The 22,991-nt window shown below is 60.4% G+C and carries 17 protein-coding genes and 1 pseudogene; 4 read left to right on the top strand and 14 right to left on the bottom strand.

The features are described 5' to 3' along the window. Positions 1-118: 118 nt before the first annotated feature. The 7 genes from AB7M22_RS28875 to hutC all read right to left on the bottom strand — a co-directional run bounded on the left by AB7M22_RS28875 (position 119) and on the right by hutC (position 7,895). Positions 119-949 (bottom strand): quaternary amine ABC transporter ATP-binding protein, encoded by an 831-nt coding sequence (locus AB7M22_RS28875; RefSeq protein WP_454188534.1) that lies wholly within the window; start codon positions 947-949, stop codon positions 119-121. Further along, positions 946-1,797, bottom strand: a complete 852-nt coding sequence (locus AB7M22_RS28870; protein ID WP_030129253.1) for an ABC transporter permease — start codon at positions 1,795-1,797, stop codon at positions 946-948. The genes AB7M22_RS28875 and AB7M22_RS28870 overlap by 4 nt, the downstream gene beginning before the upstream one ends. 70 nt (positions 1,798-1,867) lie before the next feature. After that, complete coding sequence (locus AB7M22_RS28865) at positions 1,868-2,836, bottom strand: ABC transporter substrate-binding protein (protein WP_454188533.1); 969 nt, start codon at positions 2,834-2,836, stop codon at positions 1,868-1,870. 69 nt (positions 2,837-2,905) lie between these two features. Further along, a complete protein-coding gene (locus AB7M22_RS28860; RefSeq protein ID WP_454188532.1) occupies positions 2,906-4,378 on the bottom strand; it encodes a purine-cytosine permease family protein in 1,473 nt (490 codons plus the stop codon). Positions 4,379-4,512: 134 nt separating this feature from the next. After that, positions 4,513-6,195: a urocanate hydratase gene (gene hutU / locus AB7M22_RS28855; protein ID WP_454188531.1), complete on the bottom strand. Its 1,683-nt coding sequence runs from the start codon at positions 6,193-6,195 to the stop codon at positions 4,513-4,515. Between the two features lie 451 nt (positions 6,196-6,646). Beyond that, positions 6,647-7,216, bottom strand: a complete 570-nt coding sequence (locus AB7M22_RS28850) for a HutD/Ves family protein (RefSeq protein WP_454188530.1) — start codon at positions 7,214-7,216, stop codon at positions 6,647-6,649. A gap of 10 nt (positions 7,217-7,226) precedes the next feature. Continuing rightward, entirely contained in the window at positions 7,227-7,895 is a 669-nt protein-coding gene (hutC, locus tag AB7M22_RS28845; protein ID WP_454188873.1) for a histidine utilization repressor, read from the bottom strand. Positions 7,896-8,094: 199 nt separating this feature from the next. On the opposite strand from hutC, the gene AB7M22_RS28840 reads away from it, so the two are divergent. Next, positions 8,095-9,459 carry a formimidoylglutamate deiminase gene (locus tag AB7M22_RS28840; protein WP_454188529.1) on the top strand — a complete coding sequence of 455 codons (1,365 nt, stop codon included), beginning with the start codon at positions 8,095-8,097 and terminating at the stop codon, positions 9,457-9,459. Between the two features lie 113 nt (positions 9,460-9,572). On the opposite strand, the gene AB7M22_RS28835 is transcribed toward AB7M22_RS28840, so the two are convergent. Further along, entirely contained in the window at positions 9,573-10,142 is a 570-nt protein-coding gene (locus AB7M22_RS28835) for a lipocalin family protein (RefSeq protein ID WP_454188528.1), read from the bottom strand. 33 nt (positions 10,143-10,175) lie between these two features. Then, positions 10,176-10,430, bottom strand: coding sequence for a hypothetical protein (locus AB7M22_RS28830; protein WP_007907841.1), 255 nt, complete (start codon positions 10,428-10,430; stop codon positions 10,176-10,178). A gap of 282 nt (positions 10,431-10,712) precedes the next feature. Between AB7M22_RS28830 and AB7M22_RS28825 the strand changes: the two are divergent. Both AB7M22_RS28825 and AB7M22_RS28820 read left to right on the top strand, forming a co-directional pair. Continuing rightward, positions 10,713-11,747: pseudogene (locus tag AB7M22_RS28825) on the top strand (HAMP domain-containing protein); the annotation flags it as partial. 93 nt (positions 11,748-11,840) lie between these two features. After that, positions 11,841-12,605, top strand: coding sequence for a methyl-accepting chemotaxis protein (locus AB7M22_RS28820; RefSeq protein WP_370694726.1), 765 nt, complete (start codon positions 11,841-11,843; stop codon positions 12,603-12,605). 106 nt (positions 12,606-12,711) lie between these two features. Here the strand turns inward: AB7M22_RS28820 and AB7M22_RS28815 are convergent, their stop codons facing one another. From AB7M22_RS28815 to AB7M22_RS28795, 5 genes are all read right to left on the bottom strand, one after another. Further along, positions 12,712-13,314: a DUF924 family protein gene (locus AB7M22_RS28815; RefSeq protein ID WP_454188527.1), complete on the bottom strand. Its 603-nt coding sequence runs from the start codon at positions 13,312-13,314 to the stop codon at positions 12,712-12,714. Positions 13,315-13,317: 3 nt separating this feature from the next. Next, positions 13,318-14,328: a class 1 fructose-bisphosphatase gene (locus AB7M22_RS28810; RefSeq protein ID WP_123361133.1), complete on the bottom strand. Its 1,011-nt coding sequence runs from the start codon at positions 14,326-14,328 to the stop codon at positions 13,318-13,320. Positions 14,329-14,569: 241 nt separating this feature from the next. Next, a complete protein-coding gene (locus tag AB7M22_RS28805) occupies positions 14,570-15,937 on the bottom strand; it encodes a DUF3999 domain-containing protein (RefSeq protein WP_454188526.1) in 1,368 nt (455 codons plus the stop codon). Further along, positions 15,934-19,521 (bottom strand): DUF2339 domain-containing protein, encoded by a 3,588-nt coding sequence (locus AB7M22_RS28800; protein ID WP_454188525.1) that lies wholly within the window; start codon positions 19,519-19,521, stop codon positions 15,934-15,936. Before AB7M22_RS28800 ends, AB7M22_RS28805 begins: the two co-directional genes overlap by 4 nt. Before the next feature lie 273 nt (positions 19,522-19,794). Then, the gene (locus AB7M22_RS28795; protein ID WP_454188524.1) at positions 19,795-22,245 is read right to left on the bottom strand and encodes a glycogen/starch/alpha-glucan phosphorylase; all 2,451 of its coding nucleotides are present in this window, start codon (positions 22,243-22,245) and stop codon (positions 19,795-19,797) included. Positions 22,246-22,501: 256 nt separating this feature from the next. Here AB7M22_RS28795 and AB7M22_RS28790 point away from each other — a divergent pair, with 256 nt between their 5' ends. Beyond that, positions 22,502-22,939: a YkgJ family cysteine cluster protein gene (locus AB7M22_RS28790; RefSeq protein ID WP_008005123.1), complete on the top strand. Its 438-nt coding sequence runs from the start codon at positions 22,502-22,504 to the stop codon at positions 22,937-22,939. Positions 22,940-22,991: the final 52 nt, after the last annotated feature.

The raw sequence follows: 22,991 nt of genomic DNA, 5'->3' as shown, positions 1-22,991 counted from the left end.
TCGCGGGCAAGCCCGCTCCCACAGTGTTCTGTTGTGTAAACAAAATTTGTGCAACACAACCAATCCCTGTGGGAGGGGGCTTGCCCGCGATGGCGCCGGCACAGACACCGCAAATCTCTCAAACCACCGCCGCCCGCCGCTGTACGAACCGGTCCACATACTCATCCGCCGGCGAATGCAGGATCTCTCTTGGTGTCCCCACCTGAATCAGGCGGCCATCCTTGAGGATCGCGATGCGGTTGCCGATGCGCACGGCCTCGTCGAGGTCGTGGGTGATGAAGACGATGGTCTTGTGCAGGGTCTTTTGCAGTTCCAGCAACTGGTCCTGCATTTCGGCGCGAATCAGCGGGTCAAGGGCGCTGAAGGCTTCATCCATCAAGATGATGTCGGTGTCCGCCGCCAAGGCGCGAGCCAGGCCTACACGCTGGCGCATACCGCCGGAAAGCTGATGCGGGTATTTGTTTTCGTAGCCCTTCAGGCCCACGGTGTTGATCCAGTGCAGCGCGCGCTCGGAGCACATTTGCTTGGTCTCGCCACGCACTTTCAGGCCGTAGGCGACGTTATCCACCACGGTCTTGTGCGGCAGCAGGCCGAAGCTCTGGAACACCATGCTGATCTTGTGCCGGCGAAATTCGCGCAGGGCTTCCATGTCGTATTGCAGGATGTCCACGCCGTCCACCAGGATCGCGCCGCTGGTGGGGTCGATCAGGCGGTTGAAGTGGCGCACCAGCGTCGACTTGCCGGAACCCGACAGGCCCATGATCACGAAGATCTCGCCGGTGCCGATGCTCAGGGACAAGTCGTTCACGCCGACCACGCAGCCGGTTTCGGCCAACACTTGGTCTTTGGTCTTGCCCTGGCCAATCATGCCCAGCGCATCCTTGGAACGGTTGCCGAAAATCTTGAAGACGTTTTTGACTTCGATCTTGCTAATGGCTTCGTTGCTCATTTGCTCACCTCATGCCGTGGCCGACCATACGCCTGAGTAATGCGGTCGATGACCACTGCCAGAATCACGATCGCCAGACCGGCCTCAAGACCACGTCCGACGTTGAGGGTCTGAATCCCCACCAACACATCTTCACCCAAGCCACGGGCACCGATCATCGAGGCAATTACCACCATCGACAGGGCCATCATGGTGGTCTGGTTGATCCCGGCCATGATGCTCGGCAGGGCCAGTGGCAGTTGCACGCCAAACAGTTGCTGCCAGCGATTGGCGCCGAAAGCGTTGATCGCTTCCATCACTTCACCGTCGACCTGGCGAATACCCAGATCGGTCAGGCGGATCAGCGGCGGTGCGGCGTAGATCACCGTGGCGAAAATCGCCGGAACCTTGCCCAGGCCGAACAGCATCAGCACCGGGATCAGGTACACGAAGCTCGGCATGGTCTGCATGATGTCCAGCAGCGGCATCAGCACCGAACGCAGGCGATTGCTGCGCGCCGAGAGGATGCCCAGCGGAATGCCGATCAGCACCGAGATGACCGTCGCCACCATCATCAATGCCAGGGTCTGCATCAGCTTGTCCCAGAGGCCGACCGCACCCACCAGGAACAACAGACCGACGATGACCGACGTGGTCACGACTTTGCGGGTCGCGTGCCAGGCAACGCCCGCCACGATCGCCAGCATCAGCCACCAGGGCGCCGCACGCAGCAGCCCTTCGAGATTGACGATGGCCCACAGCAGGGTGTCGGAGATGCTGCGGAACACATCGCCGTAGTTGGTGACCAGCGAATCGACCCAACTGTTGACCCAGTCGGCGATGGAAAAGGTAAAGCTTTCGGGAAACATAAGAGACTCTCAATCAAGGGGTTGCGATCAAGCATCCGACTGCCGTTGCCGGCAGTCGGAGACACTCAACCTACAAGGCCGCGTCGATCTTTTTGGCTGCGTCTTCGCTCACCCACGCGTGCCAGACTTCAGGATGTTCCTTCAAGAAGATCTTGGCCAGTTTTGGCGATTCGATCCGCTCTTTGGCCATGCGCCCGAGGTTCTGATTCAGCAGGTCGATCGGCAGGTTGACCTTTTCCAGCACGGCCACCAGTTCCGGGGCTTGCTCGTGGAAGGTCTTGGACAGGCCGACCTTGATGGTCACGCGCTTGTCCACGCCCGGTTTTTCTTCGAGTTTCACCAGATCAACCTGGCCCATCAGCGGGGTTGGCGACCAGTAGTAGAACAGGATCGGCTCGCCACGCTTGTAGCTCGACAGCACTGCCGCATCCAGCGCCGGGCCGGTGCCTGGGCGGAAGTTGGTGTAGGTGCTTTCCAGACCATAGCTTTTCAGCATTTCGCTGTTATCCAGCTCACAGGTCCAGCCGGCCGGGCAGTTGTAGAAACGGCCCTTGGATGGCTCTTCGGCGTCCTTGAACACAGCGGAATACTTGCCCAGGTCAGCAATGTTTTTCAGGTCCGGTGCCTTGGGTTCCAGCTTGCGCTTGGCGTCGCCTTCGATCACGTAACGCGGCACGTACCAGCCTTCGACGGCACCCACGACAGGAGCGCCGACACCGACGACTTTGCCGGCCTTCTCGGCCTTGTTCCAGACTTCACTGCGGCCGACCCATTCTTCGGCGAACACTTGGATGTCGTTGCTGCTCAGGGCGTTTTCCATGGTGATGGAGTTGCCTGGCAAGCTGTCAGTCTTGCAGTCGTAGCCTTTCTCCAACACGACTTGCAGCACGTCGGTCAGCAGCATGGCGCTTTCCCAGTTCAGGCCGGCGAATTTCACCGGTTTGCCCGACTCGCACCAACCCGCCGCCTGAGTGGCGCCAGCGCTGGCCAGCAGGCCCATGGAAAGCAATGTGGTCAGCAGGGTCTTGTTCGATTTCATTGTAGTGACGCTCCTAATCATGAGTTGGCTTACGGCAGTCAAGAGGCATCCAGCCCTGTCCACGTCCAATCAGGCCTGCGCCGCAGCGCGACTGGCCCCGCTTGTTATAGGTGCTGCATCGCTGTCCTGCTCGAACGGCAGGATCAGGTGATAGGGAACTGCGCTGTGCCATTTTTTCGCGCACACGTAATACAGGCCTGCGGGAATCACCAGACCGATGATCCAGGAAATATCCACACCACCCAGAGCGTCCACCAGCGGACCGGTATAGAACTTGGTAGAGATGAACGGCAGTTGCACCAGCACACCGAAGACATAGACGCTGATACCGAGGGGGTTCCAGCGGCCGTAGCGACCGTTCGGATCGGCCAGCGCCGGCACGTCATAGCGCTCGCGAGTGATGCAGTAGTAGTCCACCAGGTTGATCGCGCTCCATGGCGTGAAAAAAGCCAGCAAAAACAGGATGAAGGACTTGAACGCACCGAGGAACGAGTGCTGACCGAGCAACGCCATCAGGGTCGCGGCACCGACGATGACCAGCACGAACACCAGACGCTGCAAGCGCGTTACTTTCAGATCACCACGGAAACCGCTGATGACGGTCGCAATGCACATGAAGCTGCCATAGGAGTTCAGCGTGGAGATGGTGACCTTGCCGAACGCGATGCTGAAGTACAGCAGCGCAGCGGTGGCACCGGTACCGCCCAAACCAACGATGTAGGCGACTTCGTGGCCGGCAAATTGGCCGTTGGCCGATGCGGCCGCGAACACGCCGAGGATCATCGCCACCTGTGCGCCAATGACCGAACCTGCGCCAGCGGCGAAAAAGGTTTTCACCGAGGACGTCTTGCTCGGCAAGTAGCGTGAATAGTCAGCCACGTATGGGCCGAAGGCGATCTGCCAGGACGCCGCGAGCGATACCGCGAGCAGGAAGCTGCTCCAGCTGAAGTGGCGGATTTGCAGGAGTGCGCCAATGTCAGTCTGGCTCATCAGGCGACTGAACAGGTAAACGAAGGCAATCACGCCAATGACACTGGCAATACGGCCAATCCAATGGATCACCCGATAACCGAGCACCGTGACCAGCACGATGACACTGGCGAAGATAAGGATGCCGACACTGTCGCTGACGCCAAACAACTGGCCCAGCGCCTGGCCGGAAAGCACGGTGCCCGTTGCGGTGAAGCCCAAGTACATCAGGCACACCAGCACGATCGGGATGGCCGCGCCATACACGCCAAACTGTACCCGGCTGGAGATCATCTGCGGCAGGCCAAGCTTGGGCCCTTGCGCCGCATGCAGCGCCATTACGCCACCGCCGAGCAGTTGACCGATCAACAGACCGATCAACGACCAGAACACATCACCGCCCAGCACCACGGCCAGGGCCCCGGTGACAATCGCGGTGATTTGCAGGTTGGCACCCATCCACAGGGTGAACTGGCTCAACAGACGACCGTGTCTCTCCGCTTCCGGGATGTAGTCGATCGAACGTTTCTCGATCAACGGTTTACTGCCTGCACGATCGTCATTAACAGCCATTGTTCAACCTCTATGGATTGTTTGTCGGTGTTGGTGATCCCTGTAGGAGCGAGGCTTGCCCGCGAAGAATGCACCGCGGTGTGTCAGTTAAGACGCCTTCGCGGGCAAGCCTCGCTCCTACAGGTATTTCTGCGTTACTTGCCGGTAATCATCGGCAGGTTCAGGCCCTGCTCCTTGGCACAGTCGATCGCGATCTGGTAACCCGCATCGGCGTGACGCATGACACCGGTGGCCGGGTCGTTGTGCAGCACGCGAGCGATACGCTCGGCCGCTTCGTCAGTACCGTCGCAGACAATCACCATGCCCGAGTGCTGGGAGAAGCCCATGCCGACGCCGCCGCCGTGGTGCAGGGAAACCCAGGTCGCGCCGCTCGCGGTGTTGAGCAGAGCGTTGAGCAGTGGCCAGTCGGACACAGCGTCGGAACCATCCTGCATCGATTCGGTTTCGCGGTTCGGGCTGGATACCGAGCCGGAGTCCAGGTGATCGCGACCGATCACGATCGGCGCCGACAACTCACCGCTGCGAACCATTTCGTTGAAGGCCAGACCGAGCTTGGCGCGCAGACCCAGGCCAACCCAGCAGATACGTGCCGGCAGCCCCTGGAAGCTGATGCGCTCGCGCGCCATGTCCAGCCAGTTGTGCAGGTGGGCGTCGTCCGGGATCAGTTCTTTGACCTTGGCGTCGGTCTTGTAGATGTCCTGCGGATCGCCCGACAGCGCAGCCCAACGGAATGGACCGATGCCACGGCAGAACAGCGGACGGATGTAAGCCGGTACGAAACCCGGGAAGTCGAATGCGTTCTCGACGCCTTCTTCCTGGGCCATCTGACGAATGTTGTTGCCGTAGTCGAAGGTCGGAATACCCATTTTCTGGAAGTCGAGCATCGCTTTAACGTGCACGGCCATGGATTGCTTGGCGGCTTTGACCACAGCAGCAGGCTCGGTCTTGGCGCGAGCGCGGTACTCTTCCCAGGTCCAGCCGGCTGGCAGGTAACCGTTGAGCGGGTCGTGGGCGCTGGTCTGGTCGGTGACCATGTCTGGGCGCACGCCGCGCTTGACCAGTTCCGGCAGGATTTCAGCCGCGTTACCCAGCAGGGCGATGGAAATCGCCTTGCCTTCCTTGGTGTATTTGGCGATGCGGGCCAGAGCGTCGTCGAGATCGGTGGCTTGCTCATCGACGTAACGGCTGTTCAGGCGGAAATCGATGCTGACCTGCTGGCATTCGATGTTCAGCGAGCACGCGCCGGCCAGTGTTGCAGCCAGAGGCTGAGCGCCGCCCATGCCGCCGAGGCCTGCGGTCAGGACCCAACGACCTTTCAGGTCATCGTTGTAATGTTGGCGACCGGCTTCGACGAAGGTTTCGTAGGTGCCCTGGACGATGCCCTGGCTGCCGATGTAGATCCAGCTACCAGCGGTCATCTGGCCGTACATGGCCAAGCCTTTGGCGTCGAGTTCGTTGAAGTGTTCCCAGCTCGCCCAGTGCGGTACCAGGTTGGAGTTGGCGATCAGTACGCGCGGGGCGTTGCTGTGGGTCTTGAACACGCCGACCGGCTTGCCGGATTGCACCAGCAGGGTCTCGTCGTCGTTCAGGTTGGTCAGGCTTTCGACGATCTTGTCGTAGCATTCCCAGTTACGCGCCGCACGACCGATACCGCCGTAAACCACCAGTTCTTTAGGGTTCTCGGCGACTTCCGGGTCGAGGTTGTTCATCAGCATGCGCAGCGGCGCTTCAGTCAGCCAGCTCTTGGCGGTCAGCTTGTTACCGCGGGCAGCGCGGATTTCGACGTTACGAAACTTAGTAGGCTTATTGTCAGTCACGAAAAAGACTCCTCATCAATCAATCCAAACCAACCCTGGCGGTGGGCAAGCCAGCCTGTGCGCGTCAAAGCGCCACAAGCGAATCAGTGGACGTTGCGAGGAGTCTTGATCGACTCATACGCATACGTCTTTACTTGTACATACAAGCATATGCAATCAAGCGGCCAACTTGCCGGATGAGTGTTCAAGAAAAGTTTTGAAAGGGCTGGAAAGGCTGTAGATCAAGGGTTTTGAGGAGGATGAAATTTTTTCGAGGAATTTTCGCGGGGGAAGGACAGCTGTTACTTGAGCGCGGTTTTGCGCCACGCTGGGGCGTTCGGTAACAAAGTGGTGCGCAATGGGAAACGGATTTTGAGCCCAGAAAAGCATCGCGGGCAAGCCCGCTCCCACAAGTACGATGATGTCCCTGTGGGAGCGGGCTTGCCCGCGATAGAGGCGACTCGGTGCTGGATCAGCGTGCGATCAGCTCGATCACACAGCACTGGCCCTTGATGGAGACATCCAGCAGCCCAACGTTACCGTCCAGTTGCAGACAATCATGGCGCCCTAGCCGAGAGGCGCTGTTATCAACCGTCACTTCAAGCTGTTCAGACACGCTGAACACCAACACGGTGCCGGCCGAGCTGAAAAACCGCTGATCGCCCCCCAACCATTGCAACCGCGCGCTGTAGCGGTCCGGCGCATAAATCAGGTTGAAGTCGCGAATCGGTCCGCCGAGCAATGTGCAGGACACATGACTCTCGCCACTGAAAGCAAACGGGTCCAACGGTAACAACGGCCGCGTGTCCTGGCCGTCGACGCGCAAGTTCATGCCCTCGCCTTGCAGCACGGTGATCACCCGCTCATAGCCGGCAAAGGTTGAAAACCCACCCGACTCGCCAATATCGGCAATCGACAGACGCCAGCCGAAACCCTCAAGGCCAGCACCTCCATCACGGGTGATTTCTTCGGTGCTGCCACCGCCGTTTTTCCACGGCATACGCGGGTAATCGGCCGCGTGTAAAACTTTCAACTGGCTCATTCAGGGCTCTTTATTTATGGAACCGTCCTTCCAGACGATGACGGGAACCGGGGTGGATCAAACGGGCGGCGGTCACGGGCTGACGGCCGGACCAGGTGCGGCGACGAATCAGCAGGCAAGGCTCGCCCTTTTCAATCTGCAGCAACTTGCATTCGGACGGCTCGGCGAGAATCGCTTCGACCACGTGCTCGCCTTCGGTCAACGGCGCGACCTGGTTCAGATAGGCGTAAGGCGTTTGCAGGGTGAAGTCTTGCTTGAGGTACTCCGGCGCCACCAACGCGTTGACGAAACGGTCTTCGATTTGTACCGGAATATCGTTTTCGAAATGCACGATCAGCGAGTGGAAAACTTTCTGGCCTTCGCGCATGTCCAGGGCCACGGCCCTCTCGGAACCGGCGGCCTCTTCTTCAAGGGTGATCACCTTGCAGGTATGACGATGGCCACGGGAGGCGATCTCGTCGGCGATGTTGTGCACTTCAAACAAAGCAGACTGACTTTTCGGCTCGGCGACGAATGTACCGACACCCTGCATACGCACCAGCAGGCCGTCGGCGGTCATCTCGCGCAGGGCGCGGTTGATGGTCATGCGGCTGAAGCCCAGCTGGCTGACCAACTCGCTTTCCGACGGAACGCGGTAGTGCGGCGGCCAGTTTCCACTGTCGATTTGCTGGGTGATCATCTGTTTGACGCGGGCGTACAAGGGCGCCGGACTGTCGCCCAGATTGGCGCTCAGATTGGCATTCGGCGGCAATGTGGCAGAGGGAGTCGGCACGGTTAATCCTTGTTCATCTATGAGAGTTGCTAGCTTGCCGGAGTTTACCGAGCAGGCAAACGTCTGTATATGTATATACAAATAACACACGATGGGGTGCTGAACCATGTCCGCCTTCTTTGCCGAACGCGCGCTGCTGCCTAGTGGATGGGCCAACAATGTACGTCTTGAGGTCAGCGCCGATGGCGTGCTGACCCATATCCAGGCCGATTCTCACGCAGATGACGCCGAACGGCTGAGCGGTCCGCTACTGCCGGGAATGCCGAATTTGCACTCCCACGCCTTCCAGCGGGCCATGGCCGGGTTGGCGGAAGTGGCGGGTAATCCGAACGACAGTTTCTGGACCTGGCGCGATCTGATGTACCGGCTCGTCGGAAAAATCAGCCCAGACCAACTCGGCGTGATCGCCCGTCAGCTGTACATCGAAATGCTCAAGGCCGGTTACACCTCGGTCGCGGAATTTCATTACGTACACCACGATACCAACGGCCAACCGTACGCAGACCCGGCCGAACTGGCGCTGCGCATCAGCCAGGCCGCCAGCTCCGCCGGTATCGGCTTGACCCTGCTGCCAGTGCTCTACAGCCACTCCGGTTTCGGCGGCCAGGTCCCGAACGAAGGTCAGCGCCGCTTTATCAACAGCACTGAAAACTACCTGAAACTCCAGTCGCGCTTGCAGCCGATCCTGGCGCAGCAACCGGCGCAGGCATTGGGTTTGTGTTTCCATTCGTTGCGCGCGGTCACACCGCAGCAGATCAGTGAAGTGCTGGCGGCCAGCGACAAGCATTGCCCGATACACATTCACATTGCCGAACAGCAGAAGGAAGTCGATGACTGCCTGAGCTGGAGCGGTCGCCGTCCGCTGCAATGGCTGTACGAAAACACTGAAGTCGATCAGCGCTGGTGCCTGGTCCACGCGACCCACGCCAATCCGGAAGAAGTTACGCTCATGGCCAAGAGCCGCGCCATCGCGGGTCTATGCCTGACCACCGAAGCCAACCTCGGCGACGGGATTTTTCCGGCAGTAGACTTCCTGGCGCAGGGCGGGCGCATGGGCATCGGCTCCGACAGCCATGTATCGTTAAGCGTGGTGGAAGAATTGCGCTGGCTGGAATACGGCCAGCGTCTGCGCGATCAGCGGCGTAATCGTTTGTATGGCGCGGATCAACCGATGGTCGGCCGCACACTGTACGACGCAGCCCTGGATGGCGGCGCCCAGGCGCTGGGACAGCCGATTGGCGCCCTGGAAGTCGGCAAGCGTGCGGATTGGTTGGTGCTCGATGGTAACGATCCGTATCTGGCGACGGCCAGTGGCGACGGGATTCTCAATCGTTGGTTGTTTGCCGGTGGTGATCGCCAGGTGCGAGATGTGCTGGTCAACGGCCAGTGGGTCGTGCGTGACGGGCGCCATGCCGGGGAAGAAGAGAGTAATCGGGCATTCACCCAAGTCTTGCGCGACCTTCTGGGCTAACACCAAACAATGTGGGAGCGAGCCTGCTCGCGATGGGGCCATCAGATTCAACAATGAAGTTGACTGAAGGTCCGCTATCGCAAGCAGGCTCGCTCCCACAGAGTTATGCGTAATCAGTTCGAAGTCTTGGCCATCTTGGTATCCGACGTGCGCCAGATCAGTCGCGTCGTGTCATAACCCTGCTGACGCGCCTTGCTCAGCAGTTCTTCGCGCACTACACCATTGACCGTCGGGGTGCGTGACAGCAGCCAGAGATGATGACGGCTCGGGTCGCCGACAATCGCGGTCTTGTAATCATCGCTGACGTACAACACCCAGTACTCTCCCTTCGCCACACCGGGTATCAGTCGCGAGAACCAGGTATCGAACTCGACCCACAGCTTGTCGGCCTTGCCGGGTACCTGCGGATAAGCCGTGCCTTTGGCCTCTTCCCATTGCCAGTCCGACGTCAGACAGCGGTTCAGCACCGCCATGTCACCTTCAGGCTTGAGGCTGTAATGGGCTTCGGATTGCGCGCAGTTGCGCTGAAAATACACCGGCAGACGCGCCAGTTCGTACCAGGTTCCCTGGTAGCGCTTGAGGTTGACCGAGTTGACGGTCTTGGGTGCCAACGGATCTACGCCAGAAGTGGCGCAGCCGGCCAATACCAGGCCGGCAAAAAGAACGATCAGTAACCGCTTCATTATTTTTTTCTCCCGTGGGCGAATAGCCCCGGTTTACTTCAGGCCTTGGCCAGAAAACATCAGCACTTTGTCACCGGCGTACTGCACGCTGATAAAGCTGTTTTTGTCGCCCCAGGTGCAACTGGACATGCCGAGCGCGCCCGAGCAATCGGTCGGTTTGCCCAGCAAGGTTTCAACCTCGGCCTTGGGCATGCCAGTCGACAGCTTTGAATAATTTTCCTGATTGATCTTGCCGCACGCTGCCAACAACACGCAGAACGAGAGCAAGGCGATAGAACGCAGCGACATGGTGTAACTCCTGGGACGAAGGGAATGGCATGGCTGCCAAGCTGAAGCTTAGAAGAGAAAACCCCTCTCTGGTTCCCTGAGCATCCGGCTATTTGTTCGGCCGCCCGTCCGCCTTTTGCCGATAAATCAGCTACTTTTTCGCGCCGCCGAGTATTTCGTCGGTTTTCGCGGCAGCCGCCTAATCTTTGGCGCTGGCCAGTCGACATAAGAAGCAGCGCAAAGCCTTCCACTGTGGCAAATTGACACCCCTTGTTGACCAGCCCCTTCGCGGTAGCTCATTTAATGACCAGAAACATGAAGTTCAGCCACAAAATCCTGTTGGCAGCCGCTCTCGTGGTGGCCGTTGCATTCGCCTGCTTCATCCTGTTCAACGATTACCGCCAGCGGCAGACCCTGCGCAGCAGTACCGAGTCCTCGATGCAGGAACTCGGCAGCCTGACTACCAGCAACATCCAGACCTGGCTGGAAAGCCGCATCCAGTTGCTGCAATCGCTGTCCCAGCAGATCGCCGTGGACGGCAGCGCCCAGGCCAACCTCAAGCGCGCCATCGACCTGCCGGCCTACACCAGCAACTTCCAGCTGAGCTACTTCGGCGGCACCGATGGCGTGATGTTCTCGGTCCCGGCCGGCAATCGCGCCGCGGACTACGACCCGCGCGCTCGTGGCTGGTACAAGGCGGCCAACAACGCGCAACAGACCATTGTCACCGAACCCTACATCGCGGCCTCGTCCGGCAAACTGGTGATCACCGTTGCCACGCCTGTAAAACACCAGAACCAGATGATTGGCGTCGCCGGCGCAGACATTGACCTGTCCAGCGTCAGCGCGATCATCAACCTGCTGAATTTCGGCGGTCATGGGCATGCATTTATCGTCAGCGCCGACGGCAAGATCCTGATCCACCCGGACAACAAACTGGTGCTCAAGAACCTGGCCGACGCCTATCCCAACGGCGCGCCGAAAATCAGCCCGGGCCTGAAAGAAGTCGAACTGGACGGCAAAACCCAGTTCATATCCTTCACTCACGTCAACGGTGTGCCGTCTGCAGACTGGTACGTGGCGCTGGTACTGGACAAAGACACCGCGTTCTCGATGCTCAGCGAATTCCGCACCTCGGCGATCATCGCCATGATCATCGCCGTGGTGATCATCATCGCGCTGCTGAGCATGTTGATCCGCGTGCTGATGCAACCGCTGCTGACCATGGGCCGCGCCATGCATGACATCGCCGAGGGCGAAGGCGACCTGACCAAACGCCTGACCATTCACGGCCAAGATGAATTCGGCGCGCTGGGCACCTCGTTCAACCGTTTTGTGGAACGTATTCATACCTCGATCCGCGAAGTGTCCTCGGCTACCGGCCAGGTCAACGAAGTCGCCTTGCGGGTCGTCGCGGCCTCCAACTCGTCGATGTTCAACTCCGATCAGCAGGCCTCACGCACCAGCAGCGTGGCTGCAGCAATCAACGAACTGGGTGCCGCCGCCCAGGAAATCGCCCAGAACGCCGCCCTCGCCTCGCAACATTCGAGCGACGCCCGCGCCTTGGCCGAAGACGGTCAGCAAGTGGTGGATAAAACCATCGCCGCCATGCAGCAGCTATCGGCGAAGATCAGCGACTCCTGCGGCAACATCGAAACCCTGAACAGCAACACGGTAAACATCGGCCAGATTCTGGAAGTGATCACCAGCATCTCGCAGCAAACCAATCTGCTGGCGCTCAACGCAGCCATCGAAGCAGCCCGTGCCGGTGAAGCCGGCCGTGGTTTTGCCGTGGTTGCCGATGAGGTGCGCAACCTCGCCCACCGCACTCAGGATTCGGCGCAGCAAGTGCAGAAGATGATCGAAGAACTGCAAGTCGGCGCCCGGGAAGCGGTCAGCACCATGACCGACAGCCAGCGCCAGAGCGAAAGCAGCGTCGGCATCGCCAACCAGGCCGGCGAGCGCCTGGGCAGCGTGACGCAGCGCATCGGTGAGATCGACGGGATGAACCAGTCCGTGGCGACCGCGACCGAGGAGCAAACTGCTGTGGTCGAGTCGATCAACGTCGACATCACCGAGATCAACACGCTGAACCAGGAAGGTGTGGAGAACTTGCAGTCGACCTTGCGTGCGTGCGCAGACCTTGAGCAGCAGGCGGCGCGGTTGAAGCAGTTGGTGGGTAGTTTCAGGATTTAGTGTTTTCAAGGGCCCCTTCGCGGGCAAGCCTCGCTCCTACAGGGACTGCGCACAACCTGTAGGAGCGAGGCTTGCCCGCGAAGACGGCATTAGCCACAAAGAAACTTTAGAAGCGAGACCCGGGCCCTGAAAGAAACTCCAGCTCTTCAGCCGTAGATTCGCGCCCCAACACCGCATTGCGATGGGGAAACCGTCCAAACCGCGCAATGATCTTCTGATGCCGCTCGGCATAATCCAGGTTGTCGGCAAACACCGCCCGATCCGTCTCCGGTTGCTGTTCAACCAGATCAAGAAACCGCGAAACCGCTTCGTTCTGCACCGCCAGGTTTTCGCAGTGCTCGAACACCAGATAGATAAACACCCGCTGGATCGGCCGCAGTTGCCGATCGAAATCCGCAGCAATGCCTTGCGCTACCAGTGCCTGAGCCCTGAGATCGCCTGAAAAGGATTTGGGAGTGTCGCGACAGATCATTCGCGGAAGTTGATCGAGTAGCAGCACCAGGGCCAGCCAACCTTCGGGGCGTTGCGCCCAATCGGTCAATCCGCCGGCCAGTGCCTGCTCGACCTGGTCCCCGAAACGCATCCGCGCCTCGAGATCCTGGCTGTCGCGCTTGCCGAACCATAACCTGCCCTTGTCAGCCGCTATTTCGTTGGGTGATTCGAAAGATCCAAACCACCATTCGAGTAACGGCTGCCAGGGCGCGGTCATGGTTTATTCCTTGTGGTAAGCCGTGACGCGGGCAACTTCTTCTTTCGAACCGAGGAACACCGCAACACGCTGGTGCAGGCCTTCCGGCTGGATGTCGAGGATGCGCTGGTGGCCGTCAGTGGATGCGCCACCCGCTTGTTCCACCAGGAACGACATCGGGTTGGCTTCGTACATCAGGCGCAGTTTGCCCGGCTTGGACGGCTCGCGGCTGTCGCGTGGGTACATGAACAGACCGCCGCGGGTCAGGATGCGGTGCACGTCGGCCACCATCGCGGCGACCCAACGCATGTTGTAGTTCTTTTTCAGCGGGCCTTCTTCGCCTGCCAGTAATTCGCCCACGTAGCGCTGTACCGGAGCTTCCCAGTGACGCTGGTTGGACGCGTTGATGGCGAATTCCTGGGTGGTTTCAGGAATGGTGATGTCTTCATGGGTCAGGACGAAGCTGCCCATTTCACGGTCCAGGGTGAAACCTTTCACGCCGTCGCCCAGGGTCAGGATCAGCATGGTCTGTGGACCATAGATGGCATAACCGGCGGCCACTTGCTGGGTACCTGGCTGCAGGAAAGCCTTTTCATTCAAGGGCTCGTTCTGGCTCAGGTATTCGTTCGGGCAACGCAGTACCGAGAAGATGGTGCCGACCGGGGCGTTGATGTCGATGTTCGACGAACCGTCCAGCGGGTCGAATACCAACAGGTAGGCGCCTTTCGGGTATTTGCCCGGGATCTGGTAGGCGTTGTCCATTTCTTCGGACGCCATGCCAGCCAGGTGACCGCCCCACTCGTTGGCTTCAAGCAGGATCTCGTTGGACAGCACGTCGAGTTTCTTCTGCACTTCGCCTTGGACGTTTTCGGTGCCCATGCTTCCCAGGACGCCACCCAGGGCGCCTTTGGACACGGCGTGGTTGATCTCCTTGCAGGCACGCGCCACCACTTCGATCAGGAAGCGCAGATCGGCAGGAGTGTTGTTGCTGCGGGTCTGCTCAATCAAATAGCGACTCAAGGTAACGCGGGACATGGAAGGCTCCGGTGGAATGGGGGGCTAAAAACCCGCGCAGTTTAACGCGAGTCGGGGCGCATTTCCTCCTATCAGACGTGATACACCCAATAGAGTTCATGTGCGGGGTTGAGCGTAGTTCGAAATGGGGCCGCGATTGGCGGCAGTTTCAATATTTTTGGTGGCAGGAAGGACGCCTTCGCGGGCAAGCCTCGCTCCTACAAGAGCGAGGCTTGCCCGCGAGCTGGCGCGAAGCGCCAGCCTAGGATTTGACGGGTGGCTTGCGCAGCAAGCTGAACGCCATGGCCCCCAGAACCAGCACGCTGAGCAACAGCACCGCCCACAACCCGAATTTCTTCCAGTTCGTGTTCGCCACCGTTGGCACGGTCGCCGCCGACGTCACCACGACCCCACCCTCCACCGTCGCCTTGCCCAACGCCGCCAGCTTCGCAGCGCTGTAATCCGGAATCAGCGTCGACAACGGCAGGCTCGCCGCCTTCACCGTCGCACTCCCCAGCGCCAACGTATAAGGCCCGGCGCCGCGCGCCAGGAACACCAGTTGCGTGGAGCGCACGGCAAATCGGACGGTCGGCGCTTCGGCGCCCAGGCCACCGCCGCGTTCATCCACCGTCAGCTTCAATTGCTGCACGGTCTGGCCCGGCAGCTGCAATTCGTTCTGCACCACGTCCTGGCCATTCTGGGTCAGGCGGTAGAGCAAACCGCTGGTCAGCGTTTGCCACGGCAGGCTGGTTTCCCTACGCCCCGACAACGTCACCGGTGCCAGGCTGTTGGGTTGATTCAGCTCGATCTGCAAGCGCTGGACGTTCAATCCCATCGGCAATTGCCAGATGTACTCACCGGCCTTCACGCTGGTGCCAGCCAACGGTTGCGACCAGACCAACGGCAGCGGCAAGGTGCGCGGGTTGGTGCTTTCCAGTTGCGCCGACGTCAGCACTGGCGCCGATTGCGGTGAACTCCACAGCAAGCGCAAGTAACGCGCCGATTGCCCCGGCAGGCCGACTTCATGCTGCTCGACCCGTTCGTCGGCAAACGTCAGGCGCGCCACCTGCCCTTCGCCCCACGACTGCCAATGCTGCAAGTCGTCGCTGGCTTCAATGCTGAAACGCTGGAAACCGTCGCGATCGCTGGTCCAATCGAGGATCAATTGCTGTAACGGCGCCTTGATGCGGCTGGCATCGAGTAACCAGCCGCGCAGCTCTTCTTCGCCCGCCTCCAACTGGCTGGACGGCTGCACTTCGATCAATGTGCCGTTGGTGTTCGATTGCACGCGCACACTCGGCGCACGTTCGGTGGCATCCGCCGAGTTGTACAACGGGAACCACTTCACATCGTTCAGCGTGCGGTTTTCGCGGGTCTGCGCAGGTTCCCGGGCCAGGGCATAAGCCTGAGGCTCACCAGCGGCGTTGAACACGCGTAGATCGCTGAGATCGGTTTGTCGCGCCTTCAATTGCACGCTCAAGGGTAATTCCAGGCGATACCACGGGCCTTCGCCACTCACCGACAACGGCACCTGCGCGGCAAAGTCCGCCGGTTTTTCCTGCGCGCCGGCCGATAGTGTCACGCCCAGTACAACAGCACCCCACCAGCCCAGGTTCAGCTTCTGACTCAAGACGACACTCCTTCGGTTTCAGGGGCCGGTTTTTCAATATCCGGCACAGCCTCGGCACGCTTGGGTGGCAACGGAGCGAAATAGCCCACCACCAACAGCAACACGCCAACGCCGATAAACGACACGATCCGCGCCAGCCCGCCACGGTTACTCAATTCAACGAAGAACAACTTGGCGACCACCAGCGCGATCAGTGCCGCGCCGATCAGCCAGACTTCGCGCCGATGACGCAGATGCCCACCGATCATCAGACTCAGGGCCATCAGGGTCCAGACAATAGACAGGCCCGCCTGCACCAGCATTGATTCAAGCAGCAGATCCAGCGCGAACGGCACGCCACCCCAATGGTGAGCCGCGCGCATCACCAACGCGGTGAAGAAGACGAACAGCGAAACCCCGGCAATCACTTGCGTGGCGTTATCGGCGTACTCCTTGCGAATCGCCAGTTGCGTCACGGCGCTGCGAGACCAGACGTAAACGCCGAACAGGGCAAACAACAGGCCCAGCTCCAGCGGGTTAATCAGCGGCACATACGGCAGTGGCTCGGCGGTGCCGTCACTGGCGATGTTCGCCAGCCAGAACCAGCCGAGCATCAACAACGCCAATGGCGCAGCGGCATAGAGCCGGTACTCGCGGGAATACTCCGATACCGGCCATGGCCATGCACGCGGTGCAGCCATCAGCACCAGATACAGGCTCGGCAGAATCGCCCAGCCCAGCCAGCGCCAGGCGTTGTACTGCTCCGACAACAGCAGCAGACCGTAACGCAGCTCCAGGGCCAATACGCCGATCAACAACCAGCAGCCGAGCACATGGGCGGTGCTCAGGGCTGTTGCGGGCAGCGTCGGCGCCAGACGCCGCAGGGAGATGAAATGCACGACGAACACCGCAGCCCAAACCAGCCAGCCGAAGTTGGCGGCCGGGTGATAACGCGAATGCCAGGCCGCGAGCAGCACCAGACCGGCGGCCGGAATCAGCAAGGTGCAGAGCAAACCCAGCGACGACCACTTCAGGCGCAGCGCCAACAACGTCCACAGCGCGACACTCACGGCGGCGACGACCAGCAACAAGGTGGCTTGCAGATTCAACGGCGCAAAGCGCAGCACTTCGCTGACCCACCCCAGCGCCCACCAACCCGCGCCCCACACCAGCAATACTTCGGACAAGCGCTGCAGGCTCAACCCATCGAAGGCCGAGGCATGGTTGCCCAGCTGCAAACGCCAGGCCCCGACGAATGCGGCCAGCCCCAGCACCAGCGGCGTCCAGAAACCGCTGTGCGCCAGCGGCCGCAACCCTTCGCTGAGCAGCGGCCCGAGCAGGTCTGGCCCGGCGAACAGGAACGCCGCGCCGCCGATCACCTGCAACAGCAGACCAAAGACAAAACTCACGCGCTGCTTCAGGTACAGGCTCAGCCAGATGATGAACAAACCACTGGCGGCCCACACCGCGCTCGCGGTTTGCCATGGCAACACGAACAGCACCGCGAGGTTGATCAGCACCAGACCGGCCAGCAACACCACTGACAAGCCGCGCAGCAAACGCACATCACTGCGCACCATTTCGTCGCGGGCCGCCAGCAACATCCCGGCGATCAACGCCAACCCGATCAGGGACGCGCTGAGCAAACCGCTCCAACCGGCGCTGAACACCGCAGCCGACTCACCGCCCGCCCCTTGCAGCCGCAACAGGAACAACGCACCACCGAGCAGTTGTACGGCGAACGCGGTGAACAGGAAGGTTCGCGATTGCAGGCGCAGGCCGACGAACAGCGTCGCCAACCCGGCCAGCGCCCAACTGATCGCCGTGCCATGAGTGAAGAAGAACAGCGGTGCCAGCAGATAGAGGAACGTCAACCCCAGGCAGGCCAGCACCGGTAGCGCTTGGCGCTCCCACTGCGACGCCTGTTCAGGCAACGCTTTGCGTAATTGGTAGAAGCTGAACAGCAGCGCCACACCGAGCATCAACGCCCCCAATGGTGCGCCATCGAGCAGGCTGCTCTCACCGGTCCGCAGCTCACTGAGAAAGGCCAGTGCCGAGCCCAACTGCAGCAGCAAGGCAAAGGCTCGCGCCAGCGGTCGTTGTTGACGCAGGCCGAGCCAGAAAATCCCCGCGCCTTCCACCGCCCAGGCGGCTGCGGTCCAACGCGCATCGAGCCCCAGCGGAATTGCCAGGCTGGCGAAGATCACGCCAAGTGCCAGACAGGTTTCCGCCAACAACAGTGCTCGACCGCCCATCAGCAACCGGGCCAGGCCCATGTAAATCATGCCCAGTGCCAAGGCGCTGAAGGCGGCGGCAAATTCCAGATGCTCCACCAGCGCGAACTGCAAACCGAAACCCACCAGCGGTGGCGCGAACAGCATGGTGCCGTCGACGTAATCACCCTTGCGCGCCGACCAGTGCAACAGTGCATCGCGGCTGTCGTCCTCGGGCGCATCGCTCATCTCCAGCAGTTTGCGCCGGGCGAACAACAGACCGATGGCCAGGTACATCAGGAAAAACAGGATCAGGAATGGCTCGGTGCTCCACAGCAGTTCAGGCTTGTAGGAACGCAGGCCCCAGGCAAACCCGATGCCGAAGGTGCCGACAAAACCGATCAGGTTGAGCAGCCGCCAGGCCTTGAACCATGCGATGGCGAGGATGCCGGCGTTGAGCAAGGCAAAGTAGCTGAACAATGCGACGTGGTTGCCCGCGCCGGTGGAGGTCAGGATCGGCGCGGCGAAACCGCCCAGAGCAGCAGCGGCGGCCAAGCCTAATGCGTTCTGGGTAATGGCGAGAATCGCCGAGAATACTGTGACCACCACCAGCAGCCCCAGTGCAGCCGTGGGGTCGAGCAATGGATGCAGACGCATCGCGGCAAATACGGTCAGGTACAACACCGCGATCCCGGTGCCTTGCAGCATCAGCGCGTAATTGCTGTTGCGCAGACGCAACCACCAGCCCAGCGCGAGCAGGCCCAAGGCCGCCGCCGCGACACCGGCGTAACGCAACTCGACTGGCACAACCATGCCTTCGGTGGCGTAGCGCAACAGGAAGGCCAGGCCGAGGAACAACAGCACCACGCCAACTCGCAACACGGTATTACCGCCGAACAACCAGTTGCGCGCGCCGCTGATAGCGCGCTCGATGAAGTTCGGGCCGCGAGGCGCCGCCGGCTGCTGTGGTTCGCGGGCGACTGGCTCGGGTTTCCAGGGATCATCGGGTAGCGGACGGCTGGCTTCGGCCGCGGCCGCTGTGATGGGTTCGAGTTCAGGCGGCAGCTCCCAGATCAACTCCGGGGCTGCGACAGGGGCTTGCTCAAGAATGATTTCGGAGGATGGAACCGGTTCGCTAGTCGCAGGTTCACTGGCTTCAGGTGTTTTGACGCCCGACACTTCCAGCAATGCCAGTCGCTGCTCGACCGCATTCAGCGCAACCTGCGCCTGATTGAGCAAGCGTTGCTGCTCAGCGGTTTGAGTACTCAAGCGGCCGATGCGAATGGCCTGGCCAATACCCAGCCCGAGCAAAGCGCCCAACAGCGCATCGCTGAACGACTCGTCGACTAGCCAGCCCAGCAGCAGCCCAATCAGCATGAACATCCATTGCATGGTCGATATCCCTAAGCGGCCCCGCGGCGGGGCGAATCCGGGCGATACAGCGTCAGGCTCAGTCTAGTGTGAAAACCACACAAACCTGTGGGAGCGAGCCTGCTCGCGATGGGGCCATGACATTCAGTCATTGATGTTGAATGTCAGTGCGCTATCGCGAGCAGGCTCGCTCCCACAATGGAACGCCAATGCCTGCCGCCCGGTGTAACCGGCGCTTAGTATATCGGTCCGGCCCAACAACCGTCGGGCCTGACTCGCAATTATTGCTAAAAGTTACTCCAGTGCCTTCCAGATATCCGTGGCGTACTCGCGAATGGTCCGGTCGGACGAGAACCAGCCCATCCGTGCACTGCTCAATACCGCCGAGCGCCACCACTCTTTGGAGTCGTGCCAGTGGGCCTCGACGCGCATCTGAGCGTTCCAGTAGGCGTCGAAATCGGCGCAGACCAGGAAGCGGTCATAGTCCACCAGCGAATCGATCAACGTGGTGTAACGGGACGGATCGTCGGGTGAGAAGACCCCGCCGCGAATCGCTTGCAGCACATCGTTGAGTCGATGAGAGGCGGCAATGTCCGGCGCCGCGCTGAACTCATGGTTGAGCTTGCGCGCTTCCACTTGTTCAGCGCTGAGGCCGAAGATGAACATGTGTTCCGCGCCGATGCGCTCGCACATTTCCACGTTGGCCCCGTCCAGGGTGCCGATGGTCAGCGCGCCGTTGAGGCCGAACTTCATGTTGCTGGTGCCTGAGGCTTCGAAACCGGCAGTGGAGATCTGTTCCGACAAATCCGCCGCCGGAATGATGCTTTCAGCCAGGCTGACGTTGTAGTTGGGCAAGAACACCACTTTGAGCAAACCACGCACGGTCGGGTCATTGTTGACCACCCGGGCGATGTCGTTGGTCAGTTTGATGATCAGCTTGGCCTGGTGATAACTGGCTGCCGCCTTGCCGGCGAAGATTTTCACCCGCGGCACCCAGTCGATTTCCGGTTCGGCACGAATCGCCTGATACAGCGCAACGGTGTGCAGCAGGTTTAGCAACTGACGTTTGTATTCGTGGATCCGCTTGACCTGCACATCAAACATCGCCGCCGGGTTGATCGCGATCCCCAGCCGCTCATGAATCAGGTACGCCAGGGCTTTCTTGTTGTGCAGGCGCTGTTCGGCGAACTGTTTGCGGAATGCAGTCTTCTCGGCAAACGGTTCCAGCCCTATCAGGCGCTCTTCGGGGTTATCCAGCAGATCCGGGCCGAGGGCGTCGACCATCATCGAGGTCAACTCGGGGTTGGCCTGGTAGAGCCAGCGGCGGAAGGTAATGCCGTTGGTCTTGTTGTTGATCCGCTCCGGGTAGAGCTTATGCAGTTCGGAGAACACCGTGCTGCGCATCAGCTGCGTGTGCAGGCCGGACACGCCGTTGACGCTGTGAGAACCAAGGAATGCCAGGTTGCCCATGCGCACGCGACGACCGTTGTCCTCCTCGATCAACGAGACCGCACGCAACACGTCGAAATCGTGAACGCCCTTGGCCCGCAATGAGTCGATGTGCTGGGCGTTGATCAAGTAAATGATCTGCATGTGCCGAGGCAGCATCCGCTCCATCAAACCGACCGGCCAGGTTTCCAGCGCTTCCGGCAACAACGTGTGGTTGGTATACGAAAGCGTGTCGACGGTGACCTGCCACGCCGCATCCCACGCCACGTCATAAACGTCGACCAACTGACGCATCAGCTCGGCCACGGCAATCGAGGGGTGAGTGTCGTTAAGTTGAATGGCCGCGTGATCACCCAGGGTCAGCACCGAGGTGTGCATGTTGCGATGGCGGCGCAGCAAATCCTGCAGGGACGCGGCGACGAAGAAGTATTCCTGACGCAGACGCAGCTCCTGGCCGGCCTCGGTGCTGTCCGCCGGGTAGAGCACGCGGGAGATACTTTCGGCCCGGGCCACTTCTGCTACCGCGCCCAGGTGGTCGCCCGCATTGAAGCGTTCCAGGTGCAACTCTTCCATGGCCCGGGCACGCCACAGTCGTAGCGTGTTGACACTCGCGCCGCGCCAACCGACCACCGGGGTGTCATAGGCAATGGCCCGCACGGTTTCCGCCGGGGACCAGACTTGCCTGGATTTGCCGTTCTCATCGGTCACGGTTTCGACACTGCCGCCGAAGCCGATCGGGTAGGCGACCTCCGGCCGCTCGAACTCCCACGGGTTGCCGAAATCCAGCCAGTGTTCGGTCTGCTCCTGCTGCCAACCGTCGACGATGGCCTGGCGGAACAAACCGTGTTCGTAACGAATGCCGTAACCGTGGCCGGCGATGCCGAGGGTCGACATGCTTTCCATGAAGCACGCCGCCAGACGCCCGAGGCCTCCATTGCCCAGTGCCGCATCAGGCTCCAGCAGACGGATACGTTCGATGTCCACGCCAAGTTCGGTCATGGCCTCGCGGGCCACATCGAGCAGGCCGAGGTTGCTCAGGCTGTCGTAGAGCAAGCGGCCGATCAGGAATTCAAGGGAGAGGTAATAAACCCGTTTCTGGCCTTTGCGGTAGATCTGCCGGGTGTGGTCCATCCAGTGCTCGACCATGTGATCGCGCGCCGCCAGGGCGATGGCTTCGAACCAGTCGTGGTCGAAGGCGTGATCCGGGTCTTTGCCCACCGCGTAGGTAAGCTTGGTCAAGACGGCGTCGCGGAATGCGGCCACCTCTGCTTCGCGAACAAGTGGTTCTTGAGTCATCGATAGGACCTCGAGCGAGCGTGAAGTTGTCTGAGCCTAGTCGGTCTGACAGACCATTGAGACTCTGGTTCGGCAGTTTTTCCTGTTAGTGCGAGATAGGTCGACATTACGTAGTCGCGTGCCAGAAACAATGCAGGGGCCGTGCCGGACACAGGGATTATTTTGCGCCAAGCGAAAAAATCTGGCGAAAGGTTGTTCAAAAATCCACCAGTCCCGGTATGATCGCGCGCCCTGATGCACACGCTGGTAACAACCGATGATGAAGCCCAACCTGATCGCCGCCGCGGAGATCGATCGCCTCGATACCTGGGCAAAATACTCTGCCCCGATGTGCGGTTCCTGCGTGTCCAGCTGCTGCACCTTGCCGGTCGAGGTCAAGATCAAGGATCTGATCCGTATCGGCATCGTCGATGAGTTCGAGCGTGGCGATCCGCCGAAGAACATCGCCAAGCGTTTGCAAAAGGAAGGGATCGTCGAGCGCTATAACCAGAAGTCCGAGATCTTCACCCTTCAGCGCATGAGCAACAACGATTGCCTGTACCTGGATCGTAAGAGCCGTTTGTGCACTATTTATGATAAGCGCCCGGACACCTGTCGCAACCACCCGAAGATCGGACCGCGGCCGGGGTATTGCGCGTACAAGCCAAAAGAAGTGGTGCGCGAGAACAATCCGCGGACGCTGGACAAGTTCTGATCCAGAATCCCGCTGCCTGACGGGGCCTCATCGCGGGCAAGCCCGCTCCCAC

The organism is Pseudomonas sp. ADAK2 TE3594 (genome assembly GCF_053628675.1).
Note: the sequence above shows the minus strand (reverse complement) of the source record. Positions and strands in the feature narration are given on the sequence as shown.